The sequence below is a fragment of the Mucilaginibacter sp. 3215 genome (assembly GCF_050433785.1).
In the GTDB taxonomy this organism is placed as follows: domain Bacteria; phylum Bacteroidota; class Bacteroidia; order Sphingobacteriales; family Sphingobacteriaceae; genus Mucilaginibacter.
Map to the genome: position 1 here is coordinate 37,889 of NZ_JBNPWO010000020.1, position 22,063 is coordinate 59,951.

A 22,063-nucleotide genomic window follows, 5' to 3' on the forward strand; every position below is an offset into this window, starting at 1 on the left:
TAAAAAAATTAGTAATTTTAAAAAATGTAATTATATTTGTTGAAGAAATTAATACGATGGCTAACATAGATAAAAATAGCGCTGATAAATTGAAGGCATTACAGCTTACGTTAGATAAGCTGGAAAAATCATACGGTAAAGGCACCATCATGAAATTGGGCGAATCCGTAGTTGAACAAACTGAAGTTATATCAACCGGCTCATTAGGGCTTGATATTGCTTTGGGAGTTAACGGTTTGCCTAAAGGAAGGATCATTGAGATCTACGGGCCTGAATCGTCAGGTAAAACAACTTTGGCTATCCATGCCATTGCCGAATCGCAAAAGAACGGCGGTATTGCCGCCTTTATTGATGCGGAGCATGCTTTCGATCGTTTTTATGCCAAGAAATTAGGCGTGGATGTTGAAAACCTGCTGATCTCCCAGCCTGATAATGGTGAACAGGCACTGGAAATTGCCGATAACCTGATCCGTTCGGGCGCTATTGATATTTTGGTTATCGACTCTGTTGCAGCGTTGGTTCCTAAAGCCGAGATAGAAGGCGAAATGGGCGATTCAAAAATGGGTCTGCATGCACGTTTAATGTCACAGGCATTACGTAAGCTAACCGGCACTATCAGCAAAACAGGATGCTGCTGTATCTTTATTAATCAGCTGCGCGATAAGATCGGTGTTATGTTTGGTAACCCTGAAACTACTACCGGTGGTAACGCGTTGAAATTTTATGCTTCAGTACGTTTGGATGTACGCCGCATCTCCCAAATTAAAGACACCGATGAGGTTTCCGGTAACCGCGTAAAGGTTAAGATAGTTAAGAATAAAGTTGCTCCTCCGTTCCGTGTAGCCGAGTTTGACATCATGTTTGGCGAAGGTATTTCAAAGGCCGGTGAGATCATTGACCTGGGTGTTGAATACAACATTATTAAAAAAGCAGGTTCATGGTTTAGTTATGGTGAAACCCGTTTAGGCCAGGGCCGCGATGCTGTTAAACAACTGATTCTTGATAACCCTGAGCTACAGGAAGAATTGGAAAATAAGATCAAAGAAACAGTAACCGGCGAAAGCATGGAAGAAGTATAATTGGGATTATACTATATACTAATCTTTAAAGTGATTTAATGAATATATAAGAAAGCCTCCTGTAAGGGGGCTTTTTTTGTAAAGCTGCAGCAGGTTTAACATAGCATATAAAGCTGCCACGGGTTACGCTGCGCTAAACCCGCGGCAGTAGTGTAGCAGTGCAAACCGCACTCAACCCGCGGTAGTACTATATTAGTAATTGTTCCCGTTTTTCCGCAAAAAGAATATCTTTATCACCACATAAACCGGAAAAAGCTATGGGATCATCAAAAGAGATTGTTACAAATATGTTTGCTTCAGGTGGTATTACCGTGAACGGCAATAACCCGTGGGACTTACAGGTACACAATCCTAAATTGTATGATCGTGTGCTGGCAGGAGGGTCCTTAGGTTTTGGGGAAGCCTACATGGAAGGTTGGTGGGATTGTGAAGCGCTTGACGAATTCTTTTTCCGCGTCCAGTATCACCGGGTTGATAAAATGATCCCACGCGACTTAAATACGCTTAAATACTTTCTCAAGGCAAAATTTGGTAATCAGCAAACCAAATCAAAAGCTAAAGAGGTTGCACACAAGCACTATGATATTGGCAACGATCTGTTTGAGTTGATGCTTGATAAGCGGATGATATACTCCTGTGCTTATTGGGAAACTGCACAAACATTGGATGAAGCCCAGGAAGCTAAGCTTGATCTGATTTGCCGCAAACTAAAATTGGAACCAGGCATGAGCTTACTTGATATAGGCTGCGGATGGGGCGGCCTTCTTCAATATGCGGCCGAAAAGTATGGCGTAAAAGGAACAGGTGTAACCCTTTCAGAAGAGCAGGCCATTATTGCAAAGGAGATTAACAAAGGTTTACCTGTGGAGATCAGGGTGCAGGATTATCGCGATGTACATGAAAAATTCGACAGGATAGTTTCTGTCGGGATGCTTGAACATGTTGGCTATCGTAATTATCGCATCTTTATGGAAAGGGTAAACGAAAATTTAGCAGATGACGGTATTTGCCTGCTTCATACCATAGGCGGTAATTACTCAACTAAAGTTACCGATCCCTGGATTGCAAAATACATATTTCCGAACGGTATGCTGCCATCTGCAGCACAGCTCTCAACAGCATGGCAGGGCTTATTTATTTTGGAAGATTGGCATAACTTCGGCGTATATTACGACCGAACCTGTATGGAGTGGCGTAAAAAATTTGAGCAAAGCTGGCCGCAGCTTAGTGCTAAATACGGTGATACCTTTTACCGCATGTGGCGCTACTATCTTAGCGCCAGCGCTGCGTCCTTCCGCTCAAGAAAAAACCATTTATGGCACATCGTTTTAACCAAACCAAAGCATCTGGGATTGTACAAATCAATAAGATAAGCCCCTTCTTCTCATTGTCAAATAAATGACGTAAAAGTACGTATTCAATAAACGTGTTTTTACTTAATTGAAAATCAAGTATTTGGATTTACTTTATTGTATTTCAGAAAATTTCCCAAATACTTACAATATGTTGCCATCATGTTTGAACAGGCCCCTGCATTTTTACAGGAAGCTTATCCCTGCTGTTTTACTCCCATTAATGCTGTGCAGTTGTTACACGGCCCGTGTCGAAACAAAGGCACAGGCTGGGTCAGAGGTATCGCACCAAAATGTAAACTTCTTTTTTTGGGGGGCTATCCAAAGCCCCAAGCGAATCGTTACTCCCATATGTGATTCCCTTGGCTCCAATGGTATGGCCGAAGTTACGGTGAAGAATAATTTCGGTTATTCCTTGCTTACTGTTATAACCCTGGGCATATGGAGCCCTGCAAGGGTAGAGTGGAAATGCGATAAACCTTGCGCCAAAGATGGCGTAATCAAATAAGCGGCTATGAAAGTTATTAAAACAGGAGTCAGCAGTTGGGAAAACCGGCACGAAACTTTTACCGAGCAAATTAAAGATCTGTATGAATTAGGCAACGAAGACGATCTTGATGCCCTTGAAGGTTATAATGACGCTACCAAAGGGCTTCAAAACCTGATTAAAGAAGCTATTGAGACCGGTACCCCATTACGATCATTAGGCGCAGGCTGGTCATGGACAAAAATAGCAACGGTTAAAGATGGTGTAATGCTGGATACCAAACCCCTTAACACCAGATTTACTGTTGCCGATACTGCCGTAAACCCTGCTTACACTGGCAACAAAGACCACCTGCTTTTTGCACAAAGTGGCAACGGTATTTGGGAACTCGGCGCATTTTTGAAGAACAGGGGCTTGTCACTTAAAACTTCCGGTGCCAGTAATGGGCAAACTATAGCTGGTGCAGTGAGTACAGGAACTCACGGCTCGGCGTTTGACTTTGGTGCTACACCAGATTTTGTAGTAGGGCTCCATATTGTGGTAAGTCCTGACAGGCATATTTGGCTGGAAAGGGCTTCCGCACCCGTTGTAGCGCAACGTTTTATGGATCTGCTGCAAACCGAGCTGGTACAGGACGATGAACTTTTCAATGCCGCATTGGTAAGTTTTGGGAGCTTTGGTATCATCCACGGCGTACTAATGGAAACAGAACCGCTGTTTTTATTAGAAACTTATGTACAGCGATTGCCCTATGATGCCGAACTGCAGGGTATGATGTCAACTCTTGATTTTAGCGATACCGATAAGCTGCCATGTAGTAACGAGCGCCCGTGTCATTTTTCGGTGCTGCTTAATCCGTACGATCTGGACAAAGGCGCATTTGTAAGCACTATGTATAAGCGCCCGTATCGTACCAACTATCAGCCCCCGGTTGATAACGCGGCAGGGATTGGCCCGGGAGACGATGCTGCCAGTTTTATAGGTACTATTACTGATGCTGTGCCCGCTTTGGTTCCGGTTGTAGTTACCAAGGTGTTAAATACCAGCATGACAACTAATACTGATCCTCATTTTGGTACGCTGGGCGAAATTTTTAGCAATACTACATTAAGAGGCAAGCTGTTGAGTTCTGCCATTGGTTTCCCGGCAGAGCTTTCGCCCCGGGTTGCCGATTTGATGTTGAAGATCAATAAAGATATCGGCCCTTTCAGCGGTGTATTTTCATTCAGGTTTGTTAAACAAACCAAAGCCACATTGGGCTTTACCCGGTTTGAACATACCTGTATTATGGAGTTGGATGCACCGCTATCAGACAAAGCTTATAACTTTTATACCCAGGTTTGGCTGATGCTTGAGCATGAAAATATCCCCTTTACATTTCATTGGGGCAAAGCCAACGAAATTACACCGCAACGCATCCAAAGAATGTATGGCGATGCAGCTACCCGTTGGATCAACGCCCGTAAAACCCTGCTCAATGCCGACTGCCAGAAAGTTTTTACCAATCAAATTACGCAGCAATGGGGGCTGGCCTGAAATATGTAAATCCGGCGACGGCAGTAATATACTGTCTGCTCTTTGTATGTTGCTTCGCGGTGAAGTTGAAAGCTCAAACCACTGGACAGGTCATCGATGAGATAAAAGCGATAAACAATAAAGTAACCAATTGGCCTAATAGTAACGGACAGGGAATGTTGATCTCCAACAAGGCCATGAACATTTTCCTGTCAAATAAAATGAGTTCTTATCTCTCGGGTAACGAAGATCTTTCCCTCTATAAAAACTATGTTAATATCAATGCCGCCGAAGGGATGATCAGCATCAATCACAATTTTCACCAGCCCATTGATAGTGATGATTGGGTAAGGTCATTTGTAGTAGCAGGGGCGAGGGTAAATATAGCAAACGCGTATTCGGCAAAAACTGTTAACAGGTATTATGATAATCAGCTGGGTTTTACAACCCAAAAAACATGGATGGGAAAACCAAAAACTTATTATATAGCAAACGGTGATTTTAAAAAGGAGATGGATGCTGCCCGGGCATTAATAGTAAATACGATCGCTCAAAGTATCAACAAAAAAGCTGAAGAGTTTGAGCAATCTCTTAATGTTTTGAAACAGGAGGAGATACCTGGACAGGATCTAACAGAGGTTAAAAGCAAACTCCGGAAAACTTTTTACGCCTCCCTCCGGGCTGATTATCTCCAACAATTTTCTGAACAGCAATCAGAGCGATTGGTGAATACAGGTAATTATGACCTCATAACCGATAACTGGACAAGCCTGGGCGTTTATATCCCGGTTATCCCACAAAAATTTATGGTAAGCAATGATGTTAATGCACAGGTTAACAAACATTATAACTACCCGCTCGAATTATTTATTAGTCATACCCGTTTTTGGGAAAGCCCTAAAATGGGCCGGTTCTTTTTAACCTTTGCCGGTAAAGGCTTTGTGAATAATGCGGTACACAGCGGTTCGCTATTCAGTGCTGATGTAACCGGAGCGCAGGGAATAGATGGAACAAATACGGTCACCATTAATAATGGCGACCGGTACATAGGCCAATATAAAAACTTTATAACACCCCTCGCGGCAGGTAAGTTGGTGTATATCCCCGGAACCTCACATGTTGGCATTAGCTTCCGCATCGAAAAAAACTGGGGAACTTATAAGGCGCTCAATTCCATCATCGGCATCCCCATTGTTTTGATAGATAAAAAAGGCGTGCCTGCCATAAATTTTGAAGCACAACTTTTGCTTCAGGACATGAATAATTCCTTAAAAAATACCCGACTGCCTTACAATAAAACAGCAATCGGGTTAACGGTAGGGATCCCGTTTAGTAAAATTGTTTACTAAACCAGCTTACTCATTTCCTCCAAAACCGCTCTTTTCAAAGCCATGATATAACCGGTATGCAAACCATCATGAAATGGCAAAAAGCGGATTGCTTCTTCTATATTGCTCAAGGTAACACCATAACGGGTCGTCATCGGTTGATAGTTTGAGAAAATACCCATTTGGTAATCTTCCTCCATTTTATCAATGGTTGAAATAAGCAGCTCTTTGACTTGGGCTATGTCATGAGCATTAATAAAGCTCTGCGGCTTTGTTTCGGGACGGTAGGGGGTATAGTATTTATCATCAACCACAATAGGTACGCCTGCGCGCGTATAGCAAATACCTTGCTGACCCGAAATAAGGTGCGCCAGGTTCCAGATCAGGTTGTTATTAAAACCTGCGGGGATGTGGTTAAGTTGTTCGGGGCTAAGATCTTTAACAACGTTTAACAGCATCAGGCGTGGTTTTTTGATAACCTCAAATTCTTGTTTCATTTTAATATTGGATGGGTTAAGGCTTTACAGCTGCGCTAAATTATGAAGATTGTGGTATGTTTTTCGTCAAATTATCACATCGCCGCTGCCAACGTTTTATGGCTTATATCTTTTATCATACCTTTGCCCATTCATTTACTCATCCATTTTAATGCAGGATACCTCTTTAAATAGCGCGCCGGTAAAATATAACAAGCCAATAATTTATTTTTTACTGTTGTGGGCTTTGCTAAATGCCGTACAGGCTTTTACCCTGGAGATCCATGCGGATGAGGCCTACTACTGGGTTTATTCGCGTTTTTTAGACTGGGGGTATTATGACCATCCGCCTATGGTGGCCGTTTTCATTAAAGCAGGTTACAGCCTCATACATAATGAATTTGGAGTGAGGTTTTTTACGGTGATCAGCACAACTGCATCTTTATACCTGATGTGGATGATGTTAAAGCGTTACAGGGTTGATGTCATCAACTTTATACTGGTGGTTTCGGGCATCTTTGTATTCCATATTTATGGTTTTACCACCACACCTGATGCTCCTTTGCTGTTTTTCACGGTGCTGTTCCTGTATTTTTATCAGCAATATATTGAACAGGACAGCTTAAAACTGGCCATTATATTGGGCGTGGTGATAGCCTGCCTGCTGTATAGTAAGTACCATGGCATTTTGTTGGTTGCTTTCACGCTTGTATCTAATGTAAAATTGCTTAAGCGAGGGTCTTTTTACGGAATTGTGCTGCTGGCGCTGGCTTTGTATGCACCGCATATCCTGTGGCAGGTAAACCACGATTATCCGTCAATAAGCTATCACCTTAGCGAGCGTTCGGCCGATGATTACCAATTGGATAATACCTATTTATATCCATTGGGGCAGTTGATAATGGCCGGGCCGCTGATTGGCTGGTTTCTTTTCTATAAAGGGTTTACAACCAAAATACAGGATGTTTTCACCCGCACCTTGCTCGTAAACAGCATAGGCATTTTGGCATTCTTTTTTCTTACCTCGTTTAAAGGTGAGGTACAACTCCATTGGACGCTTATAGCTTACGTACCGCTAAGCATGCTGGTGCTTATCAGTTTTGCTAAGCCGGGAGGCAAACCTGTTTGGTTTAACCGTTTGGCGGTGATAAACCTCAGCCTGATTTTGCTTGTTCGTATCTGTATTATCTGGGGGCCTCCGTTGTTGCTAAAGATCGATGCCATGAAAAGCTTTTTCGGCTTTAAGGATTGGGCTCATCAGATCCAGAAAAAGGCAGGCAATAATTATGTGATATTTTATGAAGGTTTTCAGGATCCGTCCAAATACAATTTTTATAATAACACCACCCGTGGGCTTGCCTATGATTCGCGGCATTATCGCCGTACCCAGTATGATATCTGGCCTATAGAAGACAGCATTCAGCATAAAAAAACTTATTATGTACTGGATGTTTGGTTGCCCGGTGTAACAACCGATTCCATTAACGTATTTGCCGGTAAATGGTATGGCGGTTGGGTTGATGACACACGCACCTATCAGCGGGTTGAATTTGAAACACTTGCTCCCAAAGAAGCCCTTAGTCCGGGCCAAAAAATAGATTTCGATCTTACGGTTAAAAATCCTTATCCATTCGCTATTGATCTCAGTAATAAAAATCAAAAGCACCCTGTATTTTTTGAAGCCTGCTTTTTTAAAAAGACAGATCAGATCACTAATCAAAAGGCAGATGATTCATTCCATAACATTGCCCTAAAGCCGGGCGAAAGCACTCATTTTAAATTTAACGTAACAGCACCGGAGCAGCCTGGCAGATATCAACTCATTTTTTCATTGCGTACCGAACCATTTTTTGGCGGACGTAACAGTAAGAGCATCAACATTACAGTAAAATAATAAATCGACTATGTTTAAACGGATATACCTTTTTGTCTTTTTTTCGATCATAACCACCACTGCCGCCCTTGCACAGGGTAGCCTTGATATCCATTTTAATGGCTTGGGTTTTATGGATAACCGGGAGTACAAAGATTTTGTTGCCCGCTCACGCACCTATTCGGGCGTGCGTACCGCGCTTGACCTGGGCTTGAATATCGATAGTGTGAACCACTTTATTGTAGGGGTTAACGGCATTCATGAGTTTGGTGCAAAACCATACTTTTTAAAAGTTAACCCCGTTGCCTATTACAGCTTTACCGGTAAAAACTGGCTGTTCAATGCCGGTGCTTTCCCGCGCGAAGGTTTGCTGGATGATTATCCGCGGGCTCTACTGAATGATACTTTGCGCTACTACCGCCCCAATGTTGAGGGTTTGCTTACTCGTTTTCATAATGCCCACTTTACCGAAACTGCCTGGATTGACTGGGTAAGCCGCCAAACCGTTACCGATCGTGAACAGTTCCTGTTCGGCTTTTCGGGCAAATACCGGCCAAGCTTAACCGGGCCCTTTTATGTATCGCACTATTTTTTGCTGATGCATGATGCAGGAGCCGAGGTGCTTTTACCAAACGACCATATCCAGGACAATGGCGGCGGACAAATAAGATTAGGTTTAGATTTAAGTCATAAAACCATTTTAGATTCGTTATCTATTGAGGCAGGCGGCATGATGTCGTTTGAGCGGGTTAGGGGTGTTGATGGTTTTCATAAACCTGCCGGCTTTGTAGCCAATGCCTATTTAAGCTGGAAACGTTTTGCCTTGTTTGATGAATTTTACAAAGGCCAGGGTAGCCATATTATTTACGGCGATGCCTTTTTTGAAAAGAAAACTTATAACCGTTTGGATATTATTTACACGCCGTTTTTATACAAGCGTGTAAAAGGACAATTTATATTAAGCCTGCACCAAACACCGGGCTACAGCAGCAACCAGGAAGCCTTCAGGGTAACGGTTGACCTGGGCCGACAGACTTTGGTAAGGTTTAAAGATTAGTGAAGTTAGGTGTAGAGACGCATTGCATGCGTCTTTGCCTTAAATAAAATGACAGATCCTGCAAATTTCTGTCGCAAAAAGAGACGCATCACATGCGTCTCTACAATAATGTTAACCTTTATAACACACATATATATCATCCATGCAATTAAAAAAACAACTATTAATTTTTGCAGTATTACTGCTGGCGGTACCTGCAAGGCTGCTGGCACAAGACAACCAGTTTTCGGGCTGGGCGGCTATTTTTCACAGCCAAAAATTATCCGAACATTGGGGCTATTCGTTCGATGGGCAATTGCGCTCGCATGATGAGGTAAGTTACCTAAAGCATATCCTGCTTCGTCCCTCGGCTAATTATTATTTTGCCAAAAACAAGGTAGGGGCCTTGGGTTATGCCTACATAGCTACCTATGGCCGCACTCCAGGTAACGAAACAACATTTCGCCCGGAACACCGTATCTGGCAGCAGTACACATATACCCATAAGCTTACCAAGCATGTGCAATTGGCACACCGTTTTAGGTTAGAGCAGCGTTTTTTAGGGAATACCGCTGCTAATAAAAATGATCGGTATTTTGCCCAGCGTTTCAGGTATTTTGCCCGCGCGGTGATCCCGATGAAGCCTGACTCGGACGTGTTTACAGAAGGTGCTTTCCTCGCCCTGCAAAACGAGGCCTTTGTAAACGTGCAAAACAAAAACAAAGTAAACAAACACTTCTTTGATCAAAACCGTGCTTACGTTGCAGTTGGCTACCGCTTTAGCAAAGCTTTTGACGCAGAAGCGGGATATCTGAATCAATACATTAAACAAGCCGATGCTTATGTGGTAAACCATGTAGCGCAGCTGGCTTTTTACACGAGGTTTTAAGACCAAAAAATTCCCCTCTTGAGAGGGGGCGCGGAGGAATGAGCGGTAGCAGGGGTGTGTTTCTGCTGTAGATTTATCAAAGCAGAAACACACCCCTACACCCCTCTCAAGAGGGGAATCGCACACCCCCAGCTTTTTAGAATCTTACTTCCAAACAAAAAGACCTTGCCAATATCACTGGCAAGGTCTTTTGTTTAAAAACGATAAATGGATCAAAATTACTTCTTCGCTTGTGCAATCAGTTCATTATTTAAACGTACATATTCATCCGTTTTCATCTCAGTAGCCATTTTTGCACCTTCCTGGGCTGTAGCTATTGCTGCAGCTTTATCACCTTTTTTCAATAAGATCCGGGCTTTCCATAGTTTGGGCACAAATGGCGGAAAGTTCTTGTCTTTTTCCAATTCGGTAGCCCACGCTAAGGCTTTGTCCATATCTTTATTGTTGTTATAATAATAGATCAAAGCTTCATAGTATGGCTTTTTATCTGTATTCATGGCCGAGTCAATTCGGGCCATCACCTTGGCATCGATATCGGTGGTCATGTGGATGGTGAAGCCGCTATGCTCCCACATCATCTGCAAATCGCAGGTAGTTGCCGCTACATTGCTGAACGCGAGGGTCATGGTTTCTGTTAATGCCTTAAGGTGTTCTGTTTTTACTTTAAAACGCAAAAAATCATCAGCTTCCTTATAGTTATACGCGCCCCATTGTTTAGGTTGTTTGCTGAGGATGATAGTCCACTCGTTTTCGCCGGGGATGCTGAACAGGCCATACTCGCCCGCCGGGATCTTGTTGCCCTCCATACTTACCTCATCGGTAAATTTAATTACAGTGGCCGAATTGGCCCCTGTGCGCCAAACTTTTCCGTAAGGTTCCATGCCTCCAAATATTTTACGGCCTCTTACATCCGGACGGGAGTAAACCAGACTGATTTTGCCGAGGCCGAAATCCTGCACAACACTTTGTGTTGAACTGGGTTGCGGCGTTAACTGCGCATAAACATTTACCGCAGTAAGGATCATCATTGTGATGATACAGGTAAATAACTTTTTCATGATTAAGTGTGTGGTGGTTATATAAGATTAATAATTGGTGTGCTACTTTTTATCCGCAGTGAATGTACCCGCGTCAACATCTTTTAAAAAGGCAATGAGATTTTTGAAATAATTTTGCTGATCATCATACATACTCATGTGGCTGCCGTTAGGGCACAGGTAAGTGCGGCTGTTGGGCAGCAGATGACCTTCTTTTTTCATGTCTTCGGGGTTCATTTCATCGTGTACGCCGCCTAAAACAAGGGTAGGCTTTTTTATATCCTGTAGTTTGTCCCAAAATTCCCATCCTTTAAAATTGCCGGTTACGTGAAACTCGTCAACGCCCTGCATTTGTATGTATATGGTATGATTAGCTTTTTTAAAGGCACGCCATAAAGGTTCGGGCCAGCTCTCTAATGGAAGCCTGCAGATCACCTGGGTATACAGTTTATTCATCAGCAGGTCGTTGTATTGAGGCGAGTCGTATTGTTTAAGCCTGTCTAACGAATCAAATACAGTGATATCACGCGGCGTAAAAAACTTCTTCTTCAACTCAGCGGCATAGGCAACATAGCCTTTAATACCGGCTGTCATGTTTGATAATACCGCCCCCTTAACGTGCGATTGGTATTTGTGCAGGTATTCCATAGCCAGCATACCGCCCCATGAATGTCCGAGTATATAAAAATTATCAAGCCCTAATCCTTTACGCACTTCTTCAACCTCTTCAACATAACGCGGAATGTTCCATAATGAAGTATCAGCAGGAGCATCCGAATTACCACAGCCAAGCTGATCATAATAATAAAACTCAATGCCCTCCTTCGGCAGAAAATCCTCAAAGCATTCCATATAGTCATGTGAAAAACCCGGACCGCCATGCAGCAGCAGTACTTTTATTTTACCGTCGCCAACTTTTTTTGTCCATACGTTATATTTACCGGCAACTTTAATGAGCTTATTCCCGCCGGTTTTTATTTCGTAAGGAGTGTTTGATGATTCAGTTGCGGTATCCGCCCCTGGTTTTGACGGATTGTTGCATGCGCAAAAGCAGGCAGCAATCAGGACGAAGAATAGCTTTTTCATGGTTAGCGATAGGAATGGTGGAGGTGATTATTTTAGATAAAGATAATAAGAAGCTAACTAAATTAGCTTCACTGGATATACAAAAAAAGCGTCATTGCTTTATTAATTGCAATGACGCTTCTAAATACTTAAAGAGGTTGCTTCTTTGGGGAGGATAAGTGAGGTTTATATCCTCTCGATATCTCCGCTACCTGCTTTTGAGCTTGAAATATTTTTAGCACCGCCGGTGTAATGCACATCGCCTGAGCCGCTTACGGATGCTTCAATTTTGTTGCTGGCGTTGATGGTAGCATCGCCCGAACCAGCTATGTGCACTTCGGTGTTAATGGTGATCAGGTCGCGGGCGGTAAAATCACCGGAGCCTACAACATTTACTCTCGAATTATCGGCACGGCCCGAAAGTTTCATATCACCAGAGCCTGAAATGCTGCTGTCCAGGTTTTTAGCATTCACTTTGCCAAGCATATCGCCCGAGCCAACAACTTTTAATTTTAATGAGGTAGTGCTGATGCCTTCTTTAAAATAAACATCGCCCGAACCGGCAACGTTAATGCTGGTCATATCTTTAGCTACCACATGTACAATCATTTTACGGCTGCGGCCAAAGCTCCAGTTATCCCAGTTGGTGCCTTTTTTACTGTAGATTTTCAATACACCGCCCTGCACTTCGGTAATGATCTTGTCAATAACATCCGAAGGTGCTTCAACTTTTACCGATTCGTTTGAGCCCTGTGTAAAGTAGACATCAAAAGAGCCTGCCAGGTCAATAGCGCTAAAGCCCGATAAATGGCGGTCTTGTGTGGTTTGATCGGCATGTTTAACAATTGGGTGCGATGGTTTTGCAGTGCTGTAACCAGTTGTTCCTGCTGCCAATGCTACAGCTAATAATATTTTTGAGATCGATTTCATGACGGTTGTTTTAGTTTCGTTTTCAAATTAGACGCCGGCAGGGTGAGGAAAGTTGCACGTGATTTGATTTTTTTGTGGGGGGAGAACGGTGAGTAGTTGATTAGGTTGATTGGGTGAGTGGTTGTTTGGGGTTAAACCATTCACCCAATAAACCACTCACCTAATCAACCTTAATATAATAATTGAAAGTATCCACTTCTACATTGTCTTTGGTAACCCCATCAATCTTTACAGGGGTAAACTGTGTGGTTGGTTTAATAAATATATAGCCGCCGCCTTTTACACGCACCTTTACCGGCATGTTGAAACCTTCGGCATTGGCAATCCACTTGGAATAAAGCTTGCCGTCTTTAGTTACAAACTGCAGGGTTGGAATATCTTTATAATGCAGGTACTGGTCAAATACAGGGGCCAGGTTCATGCCTGCCTCTTTGCAGATGTAGCCTACAATATCATCATAAGTAACGGTTTTATGGTAGAAGGTTTTGTTAAGCCCGCGGAGGATACTGCGCCATTTGTCATCATTATTGATAATGGTGCGCACCATGTTTAACAGGTTGCCGCCTTTATAATACATATCACCTGAACCTTCCATGTTTACACCATACGGCCCTACAATTGGTTTGTCGTTACGGATATTTTTACGGGTTCCGTTCACGTATTCCTGCCCGGCTTGTTTACCGTAATAGGTTTCAATGAACAGCGATTCGGAATAATTAGTAAAGCTTTCATGGATCCACATATCGGCAACATCTTTTGAGGTGATGTTATTGCCAAACCATTCATGACCGCTTTCGTGTACCACGATGAAATCCCATTTTAGGCCCCAGCCGGTGCCTGAAAGGTCGCGACCGAGATAGCCGTTTTTATAGTGGTTGCCATAAGCGGTACCGCTTTGGTGTTCCATACCCAGGTGTGGCGTTTCAACCAGTTTATAGCCGTCTTCATAAAAAGGATAAGGGCCAAACCAGTATTCGAATGATTTAAGCATTCGCGGCGCATCAAGCTCCCATTGTTTTTTGGCTTTGTTAATATTGTAACTTAATGGCCAGTAGTCGAGCGTTAACGGGCCTTTTTCGCCCTGGTAAGTACCTTCAAAGTGGGCGTAGTCGCCAATGTTGGCTTCTATGTCATAATTGTTGATAGGGTTAGCCACAAACCAATCGAAGCGGGTATAGCCGTTATTTAAGTCGGTTACTTTGCGTAATCTGCCGTTGGATACATCTTTTAAACCATTAGGTGCGCTGATACTGATCAGGGCGCTGTCTACCTCATCGTATTGATGATCTTTTGTAGGCCACCAAATACTGGCGCCGATACCCTGGCAGGCAGTTGCCACCCACGGTTTGCCTAATGAGTCGGTAGTGTAAACCACGCCGCCATCCCATGGCGCACGTTTTGCAATAGTTGGGTTACCGGAATAATAAACAATAAACTCGTCCTTACTGCCTTTTTTTATGGTTTTAGGGAAGGTAACAAACACCGCATTAAACTCGCGTGTAAAGGGAATTTCGGCGCCCTCATACACCACTTTCTCTACTTTTAAATTGGCAAACAGATCAAACTGAAGTTTGGTGAAATTTTGAGTAGCCGTGAATTTGAACAGGTTGCTGCCGCTGATGAATTTTTTATCGATATCAAACTTCACATCCAGGTGATAGTAGTTAATATCATAACAGGTACGCAGCGGTGTTAAGCTCCCTCTGAGCGAATCGGCGCGGGTAAATGTTTGCCTGTTGGTGCCTAACTGTGCCTGAGTTGGCGTTATACCAGCTACGGTAAGACCTAAAGCGACTGCAAAAATATTTAAGAACTTATTTTTCATGTATGTTGAGGGTTAATCCATGAGCGCACCCACGTAGTAGTTTAAATAATCAATTTCGATATTATCTTTAGTAGCACCTGCAATTTCAACCGGGCTCATTTGTTTTGTTGGGGTGATGAATTTGTATTCGCCGCCCTTTACACGTACCCTGATGGGCATATTGAAATCTTTGGCTTCGGCTATCCAGCGGCAGTAAAGCTTGTTTTCATGGCTGGTAAATTCAAGCACCGGAAGGCTGCGGTAATGCAGGTACTGATCAAAAACTGCTGAAAGGTCCATGCCCGATTGTTGGTTGATAAAGCCCACCACATCGTCATAAGTAACTGTTTTATGATAAAAAGTTTTGTTAAGCCCGCGTAGGATGCCGCGCCATTTTTCATCATCATTAATAACAGTGCGGATCATGTTCAGGAAAACAGCGCCTTTGGAGTACATATCGCCCGAGCCTTCTTTGTTTACATTGTAAACGCCAACTATAGGGCCGTCATTATTAATGGTGAGCCTTAAACCGTAGTTATATTCCTGTCCGGCTTTTTTACCCCAGTTATCTTCCACAAAAAGCGATTCGGAATAACAGGTAAAGCTTTCGTGGATCCACATATCGGCAAGGTCCTTATCGGTTATGTTATTGCCAAACCATTCGTGCCCGCTTTCGTGAACGATGATGTAATCCCATTTGCTGCCCCATCCAGTGCCCGATAAGTCATAGCCCATATAGCCATTCAGGAAGTGATTGCCATAGGCCACTGCTCCCTGGTGCTCCATGCCCAGGTGCGGGGTTTCAACCAGTTTATAGCCATCTTCATAAAAAGGGTAAGGGCCAAACCAGTGCTCGAAGGCTTTCAACATAGGCTTAACATTGGCGGCAAATTGTTTTTTTGCTTTTTCCAGACTGGTTGGCAGCACCCAATAATCGAGCGTAAGCTTGCCTTTTTCGCCCATGTAGGTATCTTCAAAATGGGTGTAATCGGCAATGTTGGCAGCAACATCATAGTTATTGATCGGGTTGGCCACAAACCAGTCGAACCGGGTATAGCCATCCTTAAGTGGAGTTACTTTACGCAGGCGACCGTTAGATACATCTTTCAAACCTTTTGGCACACTGATGCTGATCATCATGCTGTCCACCTCATCGGCCAGTTGATCTTTATTGGGCCACCAGATGCTGGCGCCAATCCCTTCGCAGGCCGTGGCTACAAAAGGTTTACCCAGCGAATCTTTTTTAAATACCAAGCCACCATCCCAGGGGGCGTTTTTAGCTATGATCGGGTTGCCGGAATAGTAAACGGTAAACTCATCTTTGCTTCCTTTACTTATGGTTTGAGGAAAGTTGAGAAACACCGCATTGCCATCGCGGGTGAAAGTAAGTTCTTTCCCTTTGTAAACAACTTTGCCGATATTAAGGTTAGCAAACAGGTCGAATTGCAGTTTATTAAAATCCTGTGTGGCGGTGAATTTAAACTGGTTGCTGCCGCTGATAAACTTTTTATCGATATCAATTTTAACATCAAGATGGTAATAGTTGATATCGTAACAAGTGCGCAAAGGCGTGAGCATTCCACGCAGCGAATCGGCATGGGTAAACTGCTCTTTTTCCTTAAGGAGCTGTGCCCCGGCTGGCTGAGTGAATGTTGCAGCACTTAATAAGGTCAGGGCTGTAAGATATAGTTGTTTTATTTTCATGTACTTAAATTGTGCCAGGTTAAAAGGTAACCATTAAATTGGTTAATCAATCATTTGCCATTTAATCAATTTCCACTTTTGGGATTTTGAATTATATCTAAAAGTTTTTCTTGCTTCATACCTTACATTGGCGTGTATTTGAGTAGTGATGGTTTTTTGTTTGGGATTAATGTATGCCGGAAATGAACCAACGCTATCAGTTAAATATCTGCTCAAATAAAAATGACCGTTTTTATCCTGAAGATAAAAATTGTAAAGTGGGCCGCCGTTACCCCCCGAATCGTACTTGATGGCAATATCTTCAAGTTCATCGAAATTAACATCAGCAATCACTAAGTCACCAAAATCGTAATCCGATACTTCCGCATTCTTCCTGTAACCAGTTATATACGAACGCGTAGCATCGCAATTTTTAAATACATCCTCATACAATAGATCCGCTTTATAGCTTATGTTTTGCCAAACGTTTGATTTAGTTTTACGAGAGATTTGTAAAGTAACATCCGCAGTATAATTTATGCTATCTGTTAGCGGATATCTTCGGACAACTGTTTTATAATCATATACTTTAGATAAATTAGGATGGTTGCAGGTTTGCGCATCCTATCCTGAATGTATACCCAGAGCAATTGTAATTATAAAAAACGGTCTTCGGTTCATACCAACAAATTACAAAAAACAATTGGCTGGGGCCTAATAGTTCCGCCAATTGTTTGAAAGCAAGGGAAAAAACTAATCTCTAATCTCCAACCTCTACTTCAACACCTGCACATCAATGTAACTGTCGTTATAAACGGTTTCGGTAGCTTTGATATAATCACTTTCATCAGCCTTATACGGGTTCTCCACAAATTTTTGTGGGTTGCGTGCTACTATCGGGAACCAGGTGCTTTGTACCTGGATCATGATACGGTGACCTTTTTTAAAGGTGTGCAATACATCCTGCAGGCGGAAATTTACATCGGTTTTTTGATTAGCTACCAGTGCTTCCGGTTTTTCAAAGCTGTTACGGAAACGTGCCGGCATTACTTCCGAACGTACCATTTGCCAGTAATTGCTCAGGATAATGTTTTTGTTGGGCATGTATGGGTTGTTAGGTTCATCGGGCGGATAAACGTCAATCAGCTTTACAACAAAATCGGCATCGGTACCAGTGGTGGCTATTTTCAGGTGCGCCATGATCTCGCCGCCAAGGGTAAAATCATCATTTAATATTTCGCTCTGGTAAACCAAAACATCCGGGCGGCGACCTGCAAAACGCTGGTCCTCACTCATATAATTATGAGGGGTAAAGCCCATGGTAGTGGTGTTATCTTCAGTGTAAGGAACCGGTTTAAGCGGATCGCTTACATAGGAAACTGAACCTGCGGTTGCAGGCTGAGTATTGGTAAGCTTACCATCGGCACCTAAAAACATTTTTTCGTGTACGGCATTGGCGGCAGGCCATTTATCAAATGTTGCCCATTCCTTTTTACCAGTATTAAACATATAAGCATTTGGTAAGCCGGAATTTTTATCTCCATTACCTTTCAAAAAGTGGTTAAAGAATTTGGCTTCAATATTTTTTTGATAGAATGTAGCCACGCTATCACCAAAGTAAACATTGCTGTGCATGGTATGCCCTGTTTCGCGCGACCAGCGACCGTGACCGAATGGCCCCATTACTATGGTGTTATATGCATTTGGATCTGACTTGTTAATGGTTTTGTAAATAGCCAGCGGACCGGTTAGATCTTCGGCATCAAACCAGCCGCCAACCAGCATTACCGCAGGTTTTACTTTGCCGTAGTGTTTCAGCAAACCGCGTTTTTGCCAAAACTCATCGTAATTAGGATGATTGATGGTTTCCTGCCAGAAGAAGTTATCATGATAAAATTTATCGGCATTTTTTAGCGGGCCAAGATCTAATAAATACTGGTAACCGTCTTTGCTATCGGGTTTAAGCATGGAGTACCAGGCTTTGCTGGTTGTATCAGTTTTTTGAACACCAAATACCGGGAAGGTGAAAAAGTACCCTTCAATGAAGGCACCGTTGTGGTGAAAATCGTCAAAAAAGAAATCAGAAATAGGGGCCTGCGGAGATGAAGCTTTTAGGGCCGGGTGGTTTGACAGGATGCCCGCTGCAGTATAAAAGCCCGGGTAGGAGATACCATACTGGCCAACCTTGCCATTGTTGTTAGCTACGTTTTTAACCAGCCAGTCGATAGTGTCGTAAGTGTCGGAGCCTTCGTCAACATCTTTCTTGCTTTTCTTGTTATCGATAACCGGCGTCATGTTGGTCCAGGTGCCTTCGCTTTTCCAACGGCCGCGTACGTCCTGGTAAACAAAAATATAGCCCTCTTTCATCATAATTTCAGACGGGCCAAGCCTTGCCGGATATTTGTCCTCGCCGTAAGGGGCGATGCTGTAGCAGGTACGCATCATCATCATCGGGTACTTATTTTGCGATGAAGCATCCTTTGGGGTATAAATAGAGGTGAACAGTTTTACACCATCGCGCATGGTGATGTACACCTCTTTTTTGGTAAAATGCTCCTTTACATAGTTGCTTTGAGCATTAACGCCGGTATATAATAATACCAGCACAAAAAATAAGTTGATTTTCTTCATAAGATCAGTCGTGTTAAATTGGGCTAAATTTAATAAAGAGTTAACGATAAACCGATTTATCAATGGTTCTGTTACAAACTGGATAAAAAGCTGTTAGTTTAGGATAAATCTGAATCATGATTTATGGGATTAAAGGATTGTCGCGATTTTGTCTGAATTAAATGAATTTATTGAATTTGCCTGGTATTCTGATAATTCCTTAATTCGATAAATTCAGGTTCAGACAATAATCCTTAACTTTGCCCACCATAAAATACACACTACTATGCAATATGATGTTATAGTTATAGGTTCGGGCCCCGGTGGTTATGTAGCCGCTATCCGCTGTGCCCAGCTTGGTTTAAAAACCGCTATTGTTGAAAAGTATAATACCCTTGGCGGTACCTGCCTTAACGTAGGTTGTATCCCGTCGAAGGCGCTGCTTGATTCGTCTGAACATTACCACAATGCTGCCCATGCTTTTAAAACCCATGGCATCAACCTTAAAGATCTTTCGATAGATTTTGGACAGATGATCAAACGCAAGCAGGAAGTTGTTGATGCCAATACCAGCGGCATCAGCTACCTGATGAAGAAAAACAAGATCGACACTCACTTTGGTGTAGGATCATTCAAAGATAAAAACACCATCACTGTTAAAAAAAACGATGGTACTGTTATCGAAATCACCGGTAAAAACGTGATCATCGCTACAGGGTCAAAACCATCGGCATTGCCATTTTTGCCTATCGATAAAAAACGCATTATTACATCAACCGAAGCATTAAGCTTGAGCGAAGTGCCAAAACACCTGGTGTTGATCGGTGGTGGTGTTATTGGTTTGGAGCTGGGTTCGGTTTATGCCCGTTTAGGCGCCAAAGTATCTGTAATTGAATTTATGGATGGCATTATCCCAACTATGGATAAAGGTCTTGGTCGCGAATTACAAAAAGTACTGACCAAACTGGGTATGGAATTTTACCTGGGCCATAAAGTTACAGGTGCCACAGTAAAAGGCAAAGAAGTAACCGTTAGCTGTGATACACCTAAAGGCGAAAAGCTGGAACTGAAAGGCGATTATTGCCTGGTAGCCGTAGGTCGTATAGCTTACACCGATGGTTTAGGTTTAGAGAATATCGGCATTACCGTTGAGGAACGTGGCCGTAAAATTACAGTTGATGAGCACCTGGAAACCAAAGTAAAAGGTGTTTACGCTATTGGCGATGTGATTAAGGGCGCTATGCTTGCCCACAAAGCCGAAGATGAAGGTACGCTGGTTGCCGAAATTATTGCCGGCCAAAAACCGCATATTGATTATAACCTGATTCCGGGCGTGGTTTATACCTGGCCGGAAGTTGCAGCTGTTGGTCAAACGGAAGAGCAGCTGAAAGCAGCCGGTGTTAAATACAAAACCGGTTCGTTCCCGTTCAAAGCAAGCGGTCGTGCCCGTGCCAGCGGCGATCTGGATGGTTTTGTAAAAGTATTGGCCGATGCCACTACCGACGAGATTTTAGGTGTACACATGATTGGTCCACGTGCTGCCGATATGATAGCCGAGGCAGTTGTAGCGATGGAGTACCGCGCGAGTGCCGAAGATATTTCGCGCATGAGCCACGCCCACCCAACCTATACCGAAGCTATGCGTGAAGCATGTTTGGCCGCTACTGAAAACAGGGCGATACATATTTAATTTGGAATTCGGATTTTCGATTTCGGATTTTTAATTTTATAAAAGCAGGAACAACTTTATGTTCCTGCTTTTGTTTTATGTACAGATGCAGACATTAATCAATATCGGAATTGTGTTATTAACCATTGCGTTCATGGAACTGCTCTCCTGGGCCATGCACAAATATCTTTTCCATGGGCCCTTGTGGTTCATCCATAAAACTCATCACCAACAAAGGCATGGCTGGTTTGAATTAAACGACCTGTTTAGCATCGGCTTCGCGGGCTTTGCTTTATGGCTAATGTGGATTGGGCATTTGAGTTTAGACTACCGCTTTTGGATTGGTACTGGTATCAGCATCTACGGTATCATTTACTTCATTTTTCACGACTGGTTTATCCATAACCGTTTCAAAGCATTCAAAAGTGATAATCGCTACCTGGCCGGCATCCGCCGGGCACATAAAATCCATCATAAATCGACGGAGAAATATCCATCGGAAGAGTTTGGGTTGCTGGTGGCTAATAGGAAGTGGTTCAGGAAGTAAGATTACATAATGTAGTGGCCTAAATGATGGGCGTTATATTTACTAAATCGCCGTCATCAAAGCCCACAGAAACAAAAAGCGATCTCTGATATTTTATAAAATACTCTTTTTTTAATCGAAATTTGACGATATCATTTATTGCTAAAGATGCATATGCTAATGGTAATATCCAATCCAAAAAGACATGGTTTTTTCGATCCGCTTTTAATATCTCATCTATCAAAATCAATATATCGGGAATAATGTATTTATGTTGTGGGTCGTAAACGGGATCTAAGGCCCACTCGGCGTCGTCAGAATTGTAATTATCTGCGCCATTTAGATAAATGGCATAAACTTCTTTTTCTGCTCCGGCATCATCCTGGTTTAAAATCCTAATTATTCCGATCCAAATAGCTAATACATTTTCTGGTATTGGAGATTGTATAGCCAGACGCTCCATCCACAAAGCCAGGTCTGCCTGATCAGCTTCGATATCAAGTTGTTTTAACTTATCCCAATAATCCGCAGTTATTAATTTCGAGCAACAGTCAATAATTTTATCCCACGAATCTCTAAGTGGCAAATTTAAATTGATCGTAGAAGTAAGACTATCCCACGCTGCCTCGTGTATTGTTGCCATATTGATTGTATAAGGTTTTGATTTTGTCAAAGATAATAGCTTGCATGATAAAATTATAATC

At 42.8% G+C, this 22,063-nt stretch carries 19 protein-coding genes; 10 read left to right on the forward strand and 9 right to left on the reverse strand.

The window, feature by feature from the left end; genetic code table 11:
* Positions 1–56 precede the first annotated feature (56 nt).
* The 5 genes from recA to ABIC84_RS23570 all read left to right on the forward strand — a co-directional run bounded on the left by recA (position 57) and on the right by ABIC84_RS23570 (position 5,782).
* Positions 57–1,079 (forward strand): recombinase RecA, encoded by a 1,023-nt coding sequence (recA, locus tag ABIC84_RS23550; RefSeq protein WP_090534412.1) that lies wholly within the window; start codon positions 57–59, stop codon positions 1,077–1,079.
* A gap of 257 nt (positions 1,080–1,336) precedes the next feature.
* The gene (gene cfa / locus ABIC84_RS23555) at positions 1,337–2,452 is read left to right on the forward strand and encodes a cyclopropane fatty acyl phospholipid synthase (RefSeq protein WP_429265147.1); all 1,116 of its coding nucleotides are present in this window, start codon (positions 1,337–1,339) and stop codon (positions 2,450–2,452) included.
* A 130-nt stretch (positions 2,453–2,582) separates the two neighbouring features.
* Positions 2,583–2,939 carry a Bor/Iss family lipoprotein gene (locus ABIC84_RS23560; RefSeq protein ID WP_429265148.1) on the forward strand — a complete coding sequence of 119 codons (357 nt, stop codon included), beginning with the start codon at positions 2,583–2,585 and terminating at the stop codon, positions 2,937–2,939.
* A 6-nt stretch (positions 2,940–2,945) separates the two neighbouring features.
* A complete protein-coding gene (locus ABIC84_RS23565; RefSeq protein WP_429265149.1) occupies positions 2,946–4,454 on the forward strand; it encodes an FAD-binding protein in 1,509 nt (502 codons plus the stop codon).
* A gap of 65 nt (positions 4,455–4,519) precedes the next feature.
* Positions 4,520–5,782 (forward strand): hypothetical protein, encoded by a 1,263-nt coding sequence (locus ABIC84_RS23570; RefSeq protein ID WP_429265150.1) that lies wholly within the window; start codon positions 4,520–4,522, stop codon positions 5,780–5,782.
* Here ABIC84_RS23570 and ABIC84_RS23575 read toward each other — a convergent pair.
* On the reverse strand, positions 5,779–6,258 hold the full coding sequence (locus ABIC84_RS23575; RefSeq protein ID WP_429265151.1) for a DinB family protein: 480 nt from the start codon (positions 6,256–6,258) through the stop codon (positions 5,779–5,781). The genes ABIC84_RS23570 and ABIC84_RS23575 overlap by 4 nt on opposite strands.
* A gap of 151 nt (positions 6,259–6,409) precedes the next feature.
* Here ABIC84_RS23575 and ABIC84_RS23580 point away from each other — a divergent pair, with 151 nt between their 5' ends.
* From ABIC84_RS23580 to ABIC84_RS23590, 3 genes are all read left to right on the forward strand, one after another.
* Positions 6,410–8,131, forward strand: a complete 1,722-nt coding sequence (locus ABIC84_RS23580) for an ArnT family glycosyltransferase (protein ID WP_429265152.1) — start codon at positions 6,410–6,412, stop codon at positions 8,129–8,131.
* A gap of 10 nt (positions 8,132–8,141) precedes the next feature.
* Complete coding sequence (locus ABIC84_RS23585) at positions 8,142–9,167, forward strand: hypothetical protein (RefSeq protein WP_090534425.1); 1,026 nt, start codon at positions 8,142–8,144, stop codon at positions 9,165–9,167.
* A 142-nt stretch (positions 9,168–9,309) separates the two neighbouring features.
* On the forward strand, positions 9,310–10,035 hold the full coding sequence (locus ABIC84_RS23590) for a DUF2490 domain-containing protein (protein ID WP_429265153.1): 726 nt from the start codon (positions 9,310–9,312) through the stop codon (positions 10,033–10,035).
* A gap of 218 nt (positions 10,036–10,253) precedes the next feature.
* Here ABIC84_RS23590 and ABIC84_RS23595 read toward each other — a convergent pair whose 3' ends face one another.
* The 7 genes from ABIC84_RS23595 to ABIC84_RS23625 form a co-directional block, all read right to left on the reverse strand.
* On the reverse strand, positions 10,254–11,093 hold the full coding sequence (locus tag ABIC84_RS23595) for a DUF2911 domain-containing protein (RefSeq protein WP_429265154.1): 840 nt from the start codon (positions 11,091–11,093) through the stop codon (positions 10,254–10,256).
* 42 nt (positions 11,094–11,135) lie between these two features.
* Positions 11,136–12,158: a proline iminopeptidase-family hydrolase gene (locus tag ABIC84_RS23600; protein ID WP_429265155.1), complete on the reverse strand. Its 1,023-nt coding sequence runs from the start codon at positions 12,156–12,158 to the stop codon at positions 11,136–11,138.
* A 165-nt stretch (positions 12,159–12,323) separates the two neighbouring features.
* The gene (locus tag ABIC84_RS23605) at positions 12,324–13,067 is read right to left on the reverse strand and encodes a head GIN domain-containing protein (protein ID WP_429265156.1); all 744 of its coding nucleotides are present in this window, start codon (positions 13,065–13,067) and stop codon (positions 12,324–12,326) included.
* A gap of 160 nt (positions 13,068–13,227) precedes the next feature.
* Positions 13,228–14,892: a M1 family metallopeptidase gene (locus tag ABIC84_RS23610; RefSeq protein ID WP_429265157.1), complete on the reverse strand. Its 1,665-nt coding sequence runs from the start codon at positions 14,890–14,892 to the stop codon at positions 13,228–13,230.
* Positions 14,893–14,904: 12 nt separating this feature from the next.
* A complete protein-coding gene (locus ABIC84_RS23615) occupies positions 14,905–16,575 on the reverse strand; it encodes a M1 family metallopeptidase (protein ID WP_429265158.1) in 1,671 nt (556 codons plus the stop codon).
* A 42-nt stretch (positions 16,576–16,617) separates the two neighbouring features.
* Positions 16,618–17,007, reverse strand: coding sequence for an XAC2610-related protein (locus ABIC84_RS23620; RefSeq protein WP_429265159.1), 390 nt, complete (start codon positions 17,005–17,007; stop codon positions 16,618–16,620).
* Positions 17,008–17,328: 321 nt separating this feature from the next.
* Positions 17,329–19,185, reverse strand: a complete 1,857-nt coding sequence (locus tag ABIC84_RS23625; protein WP_426581932.1) for a CocE/NonD family hydrolase — start codon at positions 19,183–19,185, stop codon at positions 17,329–17,331.
* Between the two features lie 265 nt (positions 19,186–19,450).
* On the opposite strand from ABIC84_RS23625, the gene lpdA reads away from it, so the two are divergent.
* Positions 19,451–20,854 (forward strand): dihydrolipoyl dehydrogenase, encoded by a 1,404-nt coding sequence (gene lpdA, locus ABIC84_RS23630; protein WP_426581930.1) that lies wholly within the window; start codon positions 19,451–19,453, stop codon positions 20,852–20,854.
* Between the two features lie 85 nt (positions 20,855–20,939).
* Positions 20,940–21,380: a sterol desaturase family protein gene (locus tag ABIC84_RS23635; protein ID WP_426581928.1), complete on the forward strand. Its 441-nt coding sequence runs from the start codon at positions 20,940–20,942 to the stop codon at positions 21,378–21,380.
* 19 nt (positions 21,381–21,399) lie between these two features.
* Here the strand turns inward: ABIC84_RS23635 and ABIC84_RS23640 are convergent, their stop codons facing one another.
* Positions 21,400–22,002, reverse strand: coding sequence for a hypothetical protein (locus ABIC84_RS23640; protein ID WP_426581926.1), 603 nt, complete (start codon positions 22,000–22,002; stop codon positions 21,400–21,402).
* Positions 22,003–22,063: the final 61 nt, after the last annotated feature.

Coding starts and splice junctions, on each gene's coding strand:
- ABIC84_RS23640 (WP_426581926.1), bottom strand. CDS start 22,002: ATGGCAACAATACACGAGGCAGCGTGGGATAGTCTTACTTCTACGATC.
- ABIC84_RS23635 (WP_426581928.1), top strand. CDS start 20,940: ATGCAGACATTAATCAATATCGGAATTGTGTTATTAACCATTGCGTTC.
- ABIC84_RS23610 (WP_429265157.1), bottom strand. CDS start 14,892: ATGAAAAATAAGTTCTTAAATATTTTTGCAGTCGCTTTAGGTCTTACC.
- recA (WP_090534412.1), top strand. CDS start 57: ATGGCTAACATAGATAAAAATAGCGCTGATAAATTGAAGGCATTACAG.
- lpdA (WP_426581930.1), top strand. CDS start 19,451: ATGCAATATGATGTTATAGTTATAGGTTCGGGCCCCGGTGGTTATGTA.
- ABIC84_RS23605 (WP_429265156.1), bottom strand. CDS start 13,067: ATGAAATCGATCTCAAAAATATTATTAGCTGTAGCATTGGCAGCAGGA.
- ABIC84_RS23580 (WP_429265152.1), top strand. CDS start 6,410: ATGCAGGATACCTCTTTAAATAGCGCGCCGGTAAAATATAACAAGCCA.
- cfa (WP_429265147.1), top strand. CDS start 1,337: ATGGGATCATCAAAAGAGATTGTTACAAATATGTTTGCTTCAGGTGGT.
- ABIC84_RS23625 (WP_426581932.1), bottom strand. CDS start 19,185: ATGAAGAAAATCAACTTATTTTTTGTGCTGGTATTATTATATACCGGC.
- ABIC84_RS23575 (WP_429265151.1), bottom strand. CDS start 6,258: ATGAAACAAGAATTTGAGGTTATCAAAAAACCACGCCTGATGCTGTTA.
- ABIC84_RS23590 (WP_429265153.1), top strand. CDS start 9,310: ATGCAATTAAAAAAACAACTATTAATTTTTGCAGTATTACTGCTGGCG.
- ABIC84_RS23560 (WP_429265148.1), top strand. CDS start 2,583: ATGTTGCCATCATGTTTGAACAGGCCCCTGCATTTTTACAGGAAGCTT.
- ABIC84_RS23585 (WP_090534425.1), top strand. CDS start 8,142: ATGTTTAAACGGATATACCTTTTTGTCTTTTTTTCGATCATAACCACC.
- ABIC84_RS23565 (WP_429265149.1), top strand. CDS start 2,946: ATGAAAGTTATTAAAACAGGAGTCAGCAGTTGGGAAAACCGGCACGAA.
- ABIC84_RS23615 (WP_429265158.1), bottom strand. CDS start 16,575: ATGAAAATAAAACAACTATATCTTACAGCCCTGACCTTATTAAGTGCT.
- ABIC84_RS23600 (WP_429265155.1), bottom strand. CDS start 12,158: ATGAAAAAGCTATTCTTCGTCCTGATTGCTGCCTGCTTTTGCGCATGC.
- ABIC84_RS23595 (WP_429265154.1), bottom strand. CDS start 11,093: ATGAAAAAGTTATTTACCTGTATCATCACAATGATGATCCTTACTGCG.